15 protein-coding genes are annotated in these 12,467 nt (G+C 57.9%); 6 read left to right on the top strand and 9 right to left on the bottom strand.

What is annotated here, in order from left to right:
• The first annotated feature begins 101 nt into the window (after positions 1-101).
• Genes ASC96_RS21885 through ASC96_RS21870 form a run of 4 tightly spaced genes read left to right on the top strand, consistent with a single transcriptional unit; the run spans position 102 to position 2,956 of the window.
• Positions 102-569 carry a RidA family protein gene (locus tag ASC96_RS21885; protein ID WP_060505212.1) on the top strand — a complete coding sequence of 156 codons (468 nt, stop codon included), beginning with the start codon at positions 102-104 and terminating at the stop codon, positions 567-569.
• 14 nt (positions 570-583) lie between these two features.
• Positions 584-1,309, top strand: coding sequence for a glycerophosphodiester phosphodiesterase (locus ASC96_RS21880; protein ID WP_060505211.1), 726 nt, complete (start codon positions 584-586; stop codon positions 1,307-1,309).
• A 3-nt stretch (positions 1,310-1,312) separates the two neighbouring features.
• Entirely contained in the window at positions 1,313-2,506 is a 1,194-nt protein-coding gene (locus ASC96_RS21875) for a GNAT family N-acetyltransferase (protein WP_060505210.1), read from the top strand.
• A 24-nt stretch (positions 2,507-2,530) separates the two neighbouring features.
• Positions 2,531-2,956, top strand: coding sequence for an HIT family protein (locus ASC96_RS21870; protein WP_060505621.1), 426 nt, complete (start codon positions 2,531-2,533; stop codon positions 2,954-2,956).
• Positions 2,957-2,965: 9 nt separating this feature from the next.
• On the opposite strand, the gene ASC96_RS21865 is transcribed toward ASC96_RS21870, so the two are convergent.
• From ASC96_RS21865 to ASC96_RS21825, 9 genes are all read right to left on the bottom strand, one after another.
• Positions 2,966-3,895, bottom strand: a complete 930-nt coding sequence (locus ASC96_RS21865) for a phosphatase PAP2 family protein (protein WP_060505209.1) — start codon at positions 3,893-3,895, stop codon at positions 2,966-2,968.
• 81 nt (positions 3,896-3,976) lie between these two features.
• Positions 3,977-4,321, bottom strand: coding sequence for an AzlD domain-containing protein (locus ASC96_RS21860; protein WP_060505208.1), 345 nt, complete (start codon positions 4,319-4,321; stop codon positions 3,977-3,979).
• Positions 4,308-5,054, bottom strand: a complete 747-nt coding sequence (locus ASC96_RS21855; RefSeq protein ID WP_060505207.1) for an AzlC family ABC transporter permease — start codon at positions 5,052-5,054, stop codon at positions 4,308-4,310. Before ASC96_RS21855 ends, ASC96_RS21860 begins: the two co-directional genes overlap by 14 nt.
• A gap of 80 nt (positions 5,055-5,134) precedes the next feature.
• Entirely contained in the window at positions 5,135-7,654 is a 2,520-nt protein-coding gene (gene clpA / locus ASC96_RS21850) for an ATP-dependent Clp protease ATP-binding subunit ClpA (protein ID WP_060505206.1), read from the bottom strand.
• A 9-nt stretch (positions 7,655-7,663) separates the two neighbouring features.
• A complete protein-coding gene (gene clpS, locus ASC96_RS21845; protein ID WP_060505205.1) occupies positions 7,664-8,017 on the bottom strand; it encodes an ATP-dependent Clp protease adapter ClpS in 354 nt (117 codons plus the stop codon).
• 249 nt (positions 8,018-8,266) lie between these two features.
• Positions 8,267-8,620: a phasin family protein gene (locus ASC96_RS21840; RefSeq protein WP_060505204.1), complete on the bottom strand. Its 354-nt coding sequence runs from the start codon at positions 8,618-8,620 to the stop codon at positions 8,267-8,269.
• A 239-nt stretch (positions 8,621-8,859) separates the two neighbouring features.
• The gene (locus ASC96_RS21835; RefSeq protein WP_037100924.1) at positions 8,860-9,063 is read right to left on the bottom strand and encodes a DUF3126 family protein; all 204 of its coding nucleotides are present in this window, start codon (positions 9,061-9,063) and stop codon (positions 8,860-8,862) included.
• 97 nt (positions 9,064-9,160) lie between these two features.
• Entirely contained in the window at positions 9,161-9,988 is an 828-nt protein-coding gene (gene cysE / locus ASC96_RS21830) for a serine O-acetyltransferase (protein WP_060505203.1), read from the bottom strand.
• Between the two features lie 102 nt (positions 9,989-10,090).
• Positions 10,091-10,876 (bottom strand): alpha/beta hydrolase, encoded by a 786-nt coding sequence (locus tag ASC96_RS21825; RefSeq protein ID WP_060505202.1) that lies wholly within the window; start codon positions 10,874-10,876, stop codon positions 10,091-10,093.
• A gap of 164 nt (positions 10,877-11,040) precedes the next feature.
• Between ASC96_RS21825 and ASC96_RS21820 the strand changes: the two genes are divergently transcribed.
• Together ASC96_RS21820 and ASC96_RS21815 are read left to right on the top strand one after the other, a co-directional pair.
• Positions 11,041-11,286: a zinc-finger domain-containing protein gene (locus ASC96_RS21820; protein WP_018325189.1), complete on the top strand. Its 246-nt coding sequence runs from the start codon at positions 11,041-11,043 to the stop codon at positions 11,284-11,286.
• A gap of 18 nt (positions 11,287-11,304) precedes the next feature.
• Entirely contained in the window at positions 11,305-12,465 is a 1,161-nt protein-coding gene (locus ASC96_RS21815; RefSeq protein ID WP_060505201.1) for an FAD-dependent monooxygenase, read from the top strand.
• Positions 12,466-12,467 lie beyond the last annotated feature (2 nt).

The raw sequence follows: 12,467 nt of genomic DNA, 5'->3' as shown, positions 1-12,467 counted from the left end.
AGCGAGGCATCAATGTTCAAGATGCAGTATTTTACCACTTCATGAAACATGCTGTGCATGCAGCATTTGACGGCAAAACACAACAATGACCGGAGTTATCCATGTCTGCAGAGATTGAAGCACGCATCAAGGAACTGGGAATCACATTGCCGCAGGCGGCAGCACCCGCCGCCAACTATGTTCCCTTCGTCATCAGTGGATCGCACCTTTATATCTCCGGCCAGCTACCGATGGAAAATGATAAGGTCGCGATCACCGGTCACCTCGGCGACGACGTCGATGTTGCCACCGGCCAGCGCGCTGCCGAACTCTGTGCCATCAATATTCTTGCTCAAGCAAAAGCAGCCTTGGGCGGCGATCTCTCGCGCATTCGCCGCATCGTCAAGCTCAACGGTTTCATCGCCTCCAAGCCGACCTTCATCGAGCAGCACCTGGTCATGAATGGCGCCTCTAACCTGATCGCCAAGGTTCTGGGCGACGCCGGTATCCACGCGCGCGCCGCTGTCGGCATGGCCTCCCTGCCCTTCAACGCCGCCGTCGAAATCGACGCCGTGATCGAAATCGCCTGAGCGGAAGAGTATTCATGAAAGACCTGTCCTGGCTGACGGCGCAACCGGTCGCTCATCGCGGCTATCACGACATGAACCACGCCATCTGGGAAAACACGCTTTCAGCGTTTTCCCGCGCAGCGGAAAATGGCTTCGCCATCGAATGCGACCTGCAATACACCGCCGACAGCGTGCCGGTGGTTTTCCACGATGACGACATGCAGCGACTGTGCGGCATCAAGGGCGACATCCGGGAAAAGACCGCCGGCGAACTGGGCCTGATCGCCATCGGCGGCACGACCGACAAGATCCCGACACTCGGGCAGCTTCTGAGACTGGTCAAGGGCCGGGTTCCGATCGTGCTTGAGCTGAAGGGACGCCTCGGCGACGACGAAGGTTTTGTTGATGCGGTGCTGGAGGCTCTTGAAAGCTACGAGGGACCCATTGCCCTGATGAGCTTCGATCATTGGCTGCTCAAGGACCTCAAGGCGCAGGACCCGCCCTACCCGATCGGCCTGACGGCGGGTGGCAACCAGTCGGAGCAATTCCTCGTTCACGAGGAAGCGATGCAGCTCGGGCTTGATTTCATTTCCTATTTCTATGGGGATTTGCCAAACTCGTTCATCACCAAGCAACGTTCGCTTGGCCGTGCGATTTTGACTTGGACCGTGCGCGATCAGGCGGGCGTCGATCACACCTACAGCCACGCCGACCAGATGACATTCGAAGGGTTTGACCCGCGTGAAAGGCTTACCGCTTAAAGAATGACCGGCGACGTTAAAATCCGTGTCGAGACGTCCTTTCAGGATATTTCGAAGGAAAGCTGGGACGGACTGTCAGGGGCCGCCAAGGGGCAATACGGCGGCCTCTACAATCCGTTCATTTCGCATGCCTATCTGTCTTCGCTTGAGGAATCAGGCTCAGCGACGGCCGATACCGGTTGGCTCGGCCAGCATCTGCTGATGGAAGATGGCAAAGGCAGGTTTTCCGGCGCATTGATCTGCTACCTGAAAAACCATAGCCAGGGCGAATATGTTTTCGATCACGGCTGGGCCGACGCCTTGGAACGGGCGGGCGGGCGCTATTATCCAAAACTGCAATGCTCGGTTCCGTTCACTCCCGCCACCGGACCGCGGCTGCTGACCGCTGTGACAGCCGATCCCGCCCGTGTTCGTGTTTCACTCGCGGCCGGTCTTCAGGAACTCGCCCGCCGTCACAATGTGTCCTCTGCGCATGTGACGTTCCTGCCGGAAGACGAAATTCCCACATTCGAACAGGCCGGGTTCCTGCACCGGACCGACCAGCAGTTTCATTTCCTCAATGCGGGCTATTCATCCCACAACGACTTTCTCGAAACGCTGGCATCGCGCAAACGCAAGGCACTGAAGAAGGAACGCCGCTCGGCGCTTGAAGGCGGCATCAGCATCGACTGGCTGACTGGCAAGGACTTGACCGAAAACGTCTGGGATCAGTTTTTTGCCTTTTATATGGACACTGGCAGCCGCAAATGGGGCCGGCCCTATCTGACGCGCAAATTCTATTCGCTGATCAGTGAACGCATGGCTGACGACATCCTGCTTGTCATGGCCAAGCGCAACGGCAAGTACATCGCCGGCGCCATCAATTTCATCGGCAGCGATGCGCTTTATGGCCGTCACTGGGGCGCCATGGAAGATCATCCCTTCCTGCATTTCGAGGTCTGCTACCATCAGGCCATCGATTTCGCCATCGCCAAGGGATTGAAGCGCGTCGAAGCCGGTGCCCAGGGCGAGCACAAGCTGGCACGCGGCTATCTGCCGGCAACCACCCATTCGGCGCATTTCATCGCCCATCCCGGATTGAAGCGCGCCGTTGCCGATTACCTTGAACGCGAACGGCAGGAGGTGGAGCAGATGAGCGATATCCTGGCCGAACACAGTCCGTTCCGCAAAGGCGAACGGCAAGAGACCGACGACTGATTGAGTTTTTGAGGAGAAATGCAGATGCCCAACGCCGCCTATGACACCAACAACATCTTCGCCAAAATCCTGCGTGGCGAAATTCCGGCCCACAAGGTTTATGAGGATGCCAATGTCCTTGCCTTCATGGATGTCATGCCACAGGCACAGGGCCATGTCCTGGTCGTCCCGAAGGCCGCTTCGCGCAACATTCTCGATGCCGATCCGGCAACGCTTGGCGCTCTCATCGCGACCGTCCAGAAAGTGGCGATAGCCGCAGAGGAAGCCTTCGAAGCGGACGGCGTGACGATCATGCAGTTCAACGAAGCGCCGGCTGGACAATCGGTCTTCCACCTGCACTTCCATGTCATCCCCCGCCACGAGGGCGTGCCGTTGCGGCCGCATTCCGGCAAGATGGAAGATGGGGCCGTGCTTGCGGCGAATGCCGAGAAAATCAGGGACGCCCTCTGACGGCAGCGCTCAGACGGTCTGCGGCTCACTAATCTTGTGATAGGCGTTGCTTAACCTACGCATTGTCATACCTGACAGCGCGTAGGCCATCGCAAACACGCCGACGCCGCCGATCATATCGATCAGATGATGGCCGCCTTGCACGAGAATGGCCACCGCCATGAAAGCGTTAAGGCAGAAGATCACCGGCATTAAAATCAGATGACGCGGCACGAAACAGACGGACATGCATGCCATGACGGTATGAAATGATGGAAAACCGATCAAACCAAGGACGTTCTTCGGAGAGAGATAATCTACCCCATCACGGCTCAAGGCCAGCAACGCATCACCATAGGCCGGAGTGACAGCGATTGGGAATGCCTCCAGCACCGACTGTGGCAGAACATGAAAGCTCTTGGCACCAAAATTGGGAAACAGCGCCCAGATCACGATCGCCAAAAGCGCACCGATGACCCCGGTCAACAAAAAGCGATGCAACGCCTGCGCCTGCCCCATGAAGCCCAAAACCAGGATAATGACCAAAAGCTGTGGCAGGGACGTGAAATAGACCTGATACAGGAAAGTCCCGAACCAGGGGTAATGCGATATCCAGGTCAGCAATGACGGCCAGTGGTATCCCATTGCCGCATCGACCTGCATCAGAAAATCATCGATGGGCGCGAAGGTATTGGGAAGGAACATATAATTGAAAACCGAGCCGATGATGGTGAACAGCACAAACAGTCCGGCTGCGACCAGAGCCAGTGCCAGGCGGCCTTCATTCCGAACGACGCGATAATATTGTCCCGCCGCAACCAGAAACAGTCCAATCCCAATCACGCTGACATAGCCAACAATATCGACGGGTATGTTCTTGAAATAGAGCAAGACGGCATCCAATGCAGCCAGCACCAAAATAATTCGGACGACGAACCATTCTCCCGGCAAAAAACGCACCTGCTGCTCCCTGTGAAATCAGGCAACACATACGCCATGGGATTTAAGATTCGCCTAAGCCGATTGTCGTGAGAACCCTTATCAGAACCCGAGCGCATAGAGCCCGATGGCCAGCACAGCGATGGCCGTGGCGATGCCAACGGCCGGTTTTTGGCGGCCAATAAAGAAAGCAGTTACACCGGCAGCTATCGATCCAAGCCTGAGCCAGAGCGGCGAATGCTCGAGGACTCCGGTCGGATAGAGAATGAGTTTGGCGATGACGGCCGCCACCAAGGCCGTTGCGACCGCCCTCACCCAATTGAGGACTTCGGAATCGTCCCGTAGCCGGTTGCCGGCGAGAACGCCGAGCCAGCGCCAGAGGTCGGTCGCCAACCATCCGGCAATTGCGATAAACACATAGGGCCACCAGCCTTCAAACACTGCCATGCCGGCCCTCCCCGCGCTTGCGCCATTGGCGCTCGGTCAGCCAAGCCAATGTTCCGCCACCAACGCCCGCCAGTAGGATATCGAACTCGGGCGCCAGCCAGTAGAAGAACGGCCCGGCCACAAGACCGCTGATCAAGGCCAAATAGATCACCGGATGACGGGCGGAACTCCAGATTGATGCCAAGAAATAGACCGGCGTCAGGAAAAACAGGCAACCGGCGACAATCGGCGGAAACTCCGTGACGTACTGATAAACTGCGGCCACCAGAAGCATATTGGCTACAACAAGCGTGATGCCGAAGCCCGCGAAGAACGTAACCCGATGTTCGCGGGGCACTGTTCGCACGCGCTCCATCGCAAACACCCAGGCGGTGATCGCCACGAAATGCGACAGGAACAGCAGGAGCCAGGTGGGGGTTTTTCCAGTGCGGATTTCAGGAACAAGCGCCGCGACCATCGGCATCAGACGGATAGAGGACAACGTAACGGCGATAAAGGCGGCGAGCAGATTGGCGCCGCTCAGCATCGAACTGACGAGGATGACCTTGGCTGGCAGCGCCCAGACGGCACCGACCATGAACACGGTCTGCTCGACAGGAATACCGGCCTGGGCAGTAAACGCACAGAAGCCGACGAAGGACAGCATCAACATCAGTGCTGGCAGGCTGAAAATGCCCCGCATGCCAGCCAAGAACCATGTCCGCCCGGAGCCGATCGCCTGGCCGTCATCCATCAAAACATCCGCCTGTTCGCCGCCACAAAAAAACGGTGCCGGACGATCAGGTCCGGCACCGTATCTCAATCTGGAATGCGTTATTTCTTGCGCGGCACCTTCGGAACCGTGCTGCCCTTGCGCGGCGGCTCGGCTGCCTTGGCGCTCACCGCTTCGTCAGCCTTGGCGGCTTTCGCTGCCTTCTTCGGCTTGGGAGACGCATCCGGTTCAGCGCCAACGCTTTCCAGCTCCTTTGGCTTTGCAGTCTTTGGCGCCTTCTTAACCGGGGTAACAACCTCAGCCTTCGGCTTGATCCGTGCCGTCTCCGGCACATAATCGAGCAGCAGGCCCTTGGCGCCATCCGGCTTGATGCCGACCCTCACCTTGACGACGCCACCCTTCTTCAGCTTGCCGAAGAGGATTTCATCGGCCAGCGGCTTCTTGATGTGTTCCTGGATGACGCGCGCCAGCGGCCGCGCACCCATCTTTTCATCATAGCCCTTGTCCGACAGCCAGGCGATGGCTTCCGGCTGCAGGTCGAAGGTGACGTTGCGTTCGGCCAGCTGGGTTTCCAGCTGCATGACGAACTTCTGCACCACCTGGTGGATCACCGGTGTCGGCAGCGAAGCAAACGGAATGACCGCATCGAGACGGTTGCGGAATTCCGGCGTGAACAGCCGGTTCAGCGCCTCCACATCGTCGCCTTCGCGCTTGGCAGAGCCGAAGCCGAATGCAGCCTTTGCCATTTCGGACGCACCCGCATTGGTCGTCATGATCAGGATGACGTTGCGGAAGTCGATCTTTTTGCCGTTATGGTCGGTCAGCGAGCCGTGATCCATGACCTGCAACAGAATGTTGAACAGATCCGGATGCGCCTTCTCGATTTCGTCGAGCAGCAGAACCGAATGCGGGTGCTGATCGATGCTGTCGGTCAGAAGGCCGCCCTGGTCGAAGCCGACATAGCCGGGAGGTGCCCCAAGCAGACGCGAGACCGTGTGGCGCTCCATATATTCCGACATGTCGAAACGGATGAGCTCCACACCCAGCGACGCCGCCAGCTGCTTTGCGACTTCGGTCTTGCCGACGCCGGTCGGGCCGGAGAAGACATAGGAGCCGATCGGCTTGTTCGGTTCACGCAGACCCGCACGAGCGAGCTTGATCGCCGATGCCAGCGCCTCGATTGCCAGATCCTGGCCATAGACGACCGACCGCAGTTCCTTTTCCAGATTGGCGAGAACAGCCTCGTCATCCTTAGAAACGGATTTCGGTGGAATGCGGGCCATCGTTGCGATCGTCGCTTCGATTTCCTTTTCCGTGATCAGCTTGCGCCGCTTGCTGACGGGCAGCAGCATCTGGGCCGCACCGGTCTCGTCGATCACGTCGATCGCTTTGTCCGGCAGCTTGCGGTCATTGATGTAGCGGGCCGAGAGCTCAACAGCCGACTTGATCGCCTCGTTCGAGTATTTCAGCTTGTGATAATCCTCGAAATACGGCTTCAGGCCCTTCATGATTTCGATGGCATCGTCGATCGTCGGTTCGCTGACGTCGATCTTCTGGAACCGGCGCACGAGCGCACGGTCCTTTTCGAAGAACTGACGGTATTCCTTGTAGGTGGTCGAACCGATGCAGCGGATCGCGCCCGAAGACAAAGCCGGCTTCAAAAGGTTGGACGCATCCATGGCGCCGCCGGACGTTGCCCCCGCACCGATGACGGTGTGGATCTCGTCGATGAACAGCACGGCGCCCGGATATTCCTCGAGTTCCTTGACCACCTGCTTCAAGCGCTCTTCGAAGTCACCGCGATAGCGGGTACCAGCGAGCAGCGTGCCCATATCGAGCGAGAAGATCGTCGCGTCCTGCAACGCTTCGGGAACCTTCTTTTCGACGATGCGCTTGGCCAGACCTTCGGCGATCGCCGTCTTGCCGACGCCGGGATCGCCCACGTATAGCGGATTGTTCTTGGAACGGCGGCACAGGATCTGGATCGTCCGGTTGACCTCGGCGTGACGGCCGATCAGCGGATCGATCTTGCCGACCTTGGCCTTCTCGTTGAGATTGACGCAATAGGCCGTCAGCGCATCCTGCGGCTTCTTCGGGCCGTTTTCGTCCTGTTCGCGCGATGCCTTCTGTTCGGATTCCGGCTCGTCGGCGCCACGCGGAGGACGCGCCTCGGATGCGCCAGGACGCTTGCCGATACCGTGCGAGATGAAATTGACGGCGTCGTAACGCGTCATTTCCTGCTCCTGCAGGAAATATGCGGCATGGCTCTCGCGTTCGGCAAAGATAGCGACAAGCACATTGGCGCCTGTTACTTCCTCGCGCCCCGATGACTGGACATGGATGACCGCACGCTGGATGACGCGCTGGAAACCCGCTGTCGGCTTGGAATCCTCATCATACCCCGTCACCAGGTTGCCGAGTTCATTATCGACATAGTCGGAAACTGTCTTGCGCAGGGCGTCGAGATTGACGTTGCACGCGCCCATGACAGCCGCCGCATCAGCATCGTCGATCAATGCCAACAGGAGGTGCTCCAGGGTCGCATATTCGTGATGGCGCTCATTGGCCAGCGTCAGGGCCTGGTGCAGGGCTTTTTCAAGGCTTGTTGAAAATGTTGGCACGTCAGTTCCTCATTTCTTTTCCATGACGCATTGCAGCGGATGCTGATGCTCGCGGGCAAAATCCATCACCTGCGTCACTTTGGTTTCGGCAACTTCGTAGGTGAAAACACCACACTCACCCACGCCGTGATTGTGAACATGCAGCATGATCAGAGTTGCCGCTTCGCGATCCTTCTGAAAAAAACGCTCCAGAATGTGGATCACGAATTCCATCGGCGTATAGTCGTCGTTCAAAAGCAGGACACGATATAGGCTCGGCTTCTTGGTCTTCGGCTGTGTCCGGGTAATGACGGACGTGCCACGGCCGGCTTTGCCCCCATCCCCGTCGCTGTCTGTTTGCATCCGGACCGGCATGGCGATCATTCTACTTCATTCCCTTGTCCAGCCGCAAATGCTTGGGAGGAATTTGCGGCCTGTTCGTGACACATAATCTAGTGGTTCTTTTTCAGATTTTAAGGCTGTTCGTCTGCACTGCAATCACATTTGCGTCGTCAAGCACAAGATTGATCAACTTTCTTCAGGCCGCCTATCGCCAATCTGCCAGATAGACAACAAAAAACCGGCTGCGGAGGGCGCAGCCGGTTGTTCATCATTTAAGGTATTGAATTTGAGTTAAGCGGCGACCGCAGTCTTGGCAGCTGCCGTTGCCTTGGCAACCGGCGCTTCGTAGGGCTTGTAGGCGTCCTTGGCCAGATCAGCGTACATTTCACCGATCTTGGTGGCTTCGGCGACGTAGCCTTCATAAGCGGTCTTCACGTAGCTCGTCTGCAGCTCGAAAGCGGCTTCGACGCTCTTGACGGTGCTGATCTTCTCGATGTGGGAAACGCTGTCTTCAAAGGCCTTCTTGGAGTAGTCGGCAGCCTCGGTGGCAATCGCCTGAAAAGCCTTCGTCAGCGACGCATAGCTCTTCAACAACGTATCCAAGTTCTCTTTGCTTTTCTTATTTGCATCTTCGAAATTGAACATCAGGCTGCTCCTTTTGTGACGCTCGCAATGGCAATATTTTATGTGCACTGCACAATAAAGTCAATGTATGCGTGCGCCGCAATAAAATCCTTTCATTGCAACAGCTTGATGAAAAATCGCGAAATATCGCGAAATCACGCCAATTCTTCGCAAAAAATAATCAAAAAGTATGATTTTAACAAAAAACCCGGCCTGAGGGTCAGGACCGGGTCGAGTTCAATTGCAACGATAGAGTGCAATCAGAGATCGATATCGAGGATCGCCATCGAGAAGTTGTAGGACAGTTCGCCGTCTTCCTCGTCCCGGAAGATCACGCCCAGAAATTCGTCACCCAGATAAACCTCGGCGGATTCGTCCTTCTTCGGACGCGGCTTGATGACCATGCCTTCATTGAAGGTACGCTTGAAATAGGCTTCGAGTTTTTTGACTTCTTCGGGCTTCAAGTCACTTCTCCATGACGGTTTTGATTTGCGCCGCTTCTGGCACAGAGATTCAATCGGTGTAAACCCCTGGCTGGCAGCCAAGCGGCAAATCGCCGGTTCAAATCTCGAAGGAAACCAGCAACTGATCCATTGAACGGGACGGTTCCGAGCAACCGGCTTCACCGACGACACGCGCCGGAACGCCGGCAACCGTGGTCTTGGAGGGAACCTCCTTGAGCACGACGGAACCCGCGGCAACCCTGGAGCAATTGCCGATGTGGATATTGCCGAGAATTTTTGCGCCAGCGCCGATCAGCACGCCATTGCCGATCTTTGGATGGCGGTCGCTGCCCTCTTTGCCGGTACCGCCGAGCGTCACACCGTGTAGAATGGAGACGTTGTCGCCGATAACGGCAGTTTCGCCGACCACAAGCCCGGTGGCGTGATCAAGGAAGATGCCCTTGCCAATCCGCGCCGCAGGGTTGATGTCGGTTTGGAAGACGGACGAAGAACGGCTCTGGAGATAGAGCGCGAAATCCCGGCGCCCACGATTCATCAGCCAATGGGCCAGACGGTGGGTCTGGATGGCATGGAAGCCCTTGAAATAGAGGATGGCTTCCAGAAACCGCGTGCAGGCCGGATCCCGATCATAAACGGCCTGGATATCGACCCGCAGGATGGTGCCCCATTCCGGCCAGTCCTCAAGCATCTCGGAAAACGTCTGGCGCAGGAGATTGGCTTGCAGATCGGGATGGTCGAGCCGCTCGCAGATCCGGTAGATGACACTGTCTTCCAGCGAACGCTGGTTAATGATGGTGGAATAGAGAAAAGCCGCAAGCAGCGGATCCTGCTGGGCAGCAAGCCGCGCCTCTTCCTGCAGACTATCCCAGATCGGGTCCATGATCTTCACGGTTTCGGTCGGGCGTATGTCAGTCCTGGCGACCATCGCCACTCTCCTTCGTAGTCCGTCTGTCCATCAGGTATAGGCCAAATCGCATTGGATATAAATGGCCGCGCGTAAATAGACGCTCAAAACGCTGGGCGGGCGTTACGCTTGCCCGACCTTTGCCCAAAACTCAAGCGCGGCCTTCTTGAAGACCCTGTCGCCCACGGCAAGCATATGATCGCGGCCCGGAATATCCAGCGCAATGGCATCGGGAATGAGAGCGGCCAGCTCCTGCGGCGAGCCGGCAATGTCATCCTTGGTCCCGACGGCGATCAGAACCGGCACATCGATGCGCCCCATATCCTCGACGGAGAGCAGGTCGCGCGATGTCGAAATACAGGCGGCGAGCGCCTTGCGATCGCTTTTCGTCTGGTCGGCAAAGGCGCGAAACATCCGGCCACGTTCATGGGTGACCACATCGAGAGAAGACGCATTCAGCGCATCGGCGATCGGATCCCAATCACCGACGCCGGTCACCATGCCGATACCCAAACCACCGAGAACAAGGGACCGCACGCGGTTCGGATGCGCCAGCGTCAGGAACGTCGAGATGCGGGCGCCCATCGAATAGCCCATCACATGGGCCTCGGCGATGCCGAGATGATCGAGCAGCGCCACGGCATCGCCCGCCATCGCTGGCGGGTGGTAGACCGCCGGATCGTGCGGCTTGTCGCTGGCACCATGGCCACGATTGTCGAGCGCGATGACCCGGTATCCGGCATCGCCCAGCGTCTTCAGCCAACCCGGATAGACCCAGTTCACATTGGCGCCGGAGGCAAATCCATGGATCAGCAAGATCGGATCGCCGGATGGATCGCCCTCATCGAAATAGGCGATAGACAGACCATCATGGGTGAAGGTCGAAAAGGCGGGCGGGTTCAGATCCATGGCATGCGTCCTGTTTTGAGCGAACCTATGACAGCGGCAGCGCCGGGAAAACCCCGGCACACCAAAAAACCCGCAGGCGCGGCATCTTTGCCGCTACACTTTTGACGCAAAGCTTTCTATGGTGCGGCCAAATTCGACTATTCTTCTATACGACGGAGCATGACATGGCCGGGCACGGTATTCCCCACTTTCAAAACGATGGCGGCCACGCGGTCATCGAGATCGGCGTCAAGGAATTCATGTGCACGGGTGCGTCTGTGCCCTTCGATCATCCGCACATCTATATCGACATGGGCGACGACAACGAAAAAGTCTGCTCCTACTGCTCGACGCTGTATCGCTACAACGCCAAGCTCCATGCGGACCAGACGGTCCCGGACGGCTGCACGTTCAATGCAAAGGCGGCCTGAGCGGCAAACGCTCCCCGCATGAACAGCCACCAGCCCGTCGTGATTGCCGGCGCCGGCATAGCCGGTCTGACGGCTGCCCTCAGTCTTGCCCACAGGGGCATTGCCTCTGAGATCTTCGAACGGACGGCCGTCCTCAGCGAGGCGGGCGCCGGGCTGCAGCTATCTCCCAATGCAACGCGAATCCTGACGAAGCTCGGGCTTCTTCCGCAAATGGAAAAGGTGTGGAGCGAACCGCAGGCAATCACCCTCGTCAGCGGTGTATCGCTGCGGACGATCGCTTCCGTCCCATCCGGCCAGTTCGCGCGCAATCGCTGGAAATCGCCTTATGGCGTTCTACACAGGGCCGACCTGCAGCAGGCGTTGCTTGACGCGGTAACGGCTAATCCCCTGTGCACCCTTCATCTCGGCACGGCAATCGACGATACCGCGCAACACGGAATCGCACGGATGACAGGCATCCAACCGCGCCTTGTGGTTGGAGCAGATGGCGTCTGGTCAAAAGTCAGGAAAACCTTAGAAGGAACTGGAAAGGCAGTCTTTTCCGGAAATGTCGCCTGGCGTTTTACGCTCGGTGAGGCCGAGGCGCCGGCATTTTTCGACGCGACCAAAGTCACCGCATTTCTCGGCATCGGCTCGCATCTTGTCGTTTATCCCTTGCAGCGCGCGCGCAGTTTCAACGTGGTGGCGATTACCAGCGGCACCAATCCCGGAGAAACATGGGACAGCACCCTGCCCCCAGAAACAAGCCGGCAGCGGTTGCTGGGAGCCTTTTCCGGCTGGCACCCTCAGATTGCCGATTTGTTGCGGCACGCGGTCGAGCCGGTCATCTGGCCACTCTACGAAGTGACTGCCGGTGCCTGGTATCGCGGCGACGAGGTTGCCCTGATCGGTGACGCAGCCCATGCGATGATGCCGTTTGCCGCGCAGGGCGCCGCGATGGCGATCGAGGATGCCTTCGAGCTTGCATCATTCGTGGCCGGCGGAAAGCCACTTGCCGCCTTTGCCGACCACCGCAAAAGCCGCGTGGCACGTGTCCGCTCCCGCGGCGCCTTCAACCGTTTTGCCTATCACGCCCGCGGCCCCATACGGCTCGGGCGTGATCTTGTCCTGTCGTTGCGGCGGCCGGAAAGTCTGGCCGCCGATTTCGACTGGCTCTATGGATACGAGCCAAAAGACTGACG

The organism is Rhizobium sp. Root1204, from assembly GCF_001424965.1.
Taxonomy (GTDB): Bacteria; Pseudomonadota; Alphaproteobacteria; order Rhizobiales; family Rhizobiaceae; genus Pararhizobium.
Note: the sequence above shows the minus strand (reverse complement) of the source record. Positions and strands in the feature narration are given on the sequence as shown.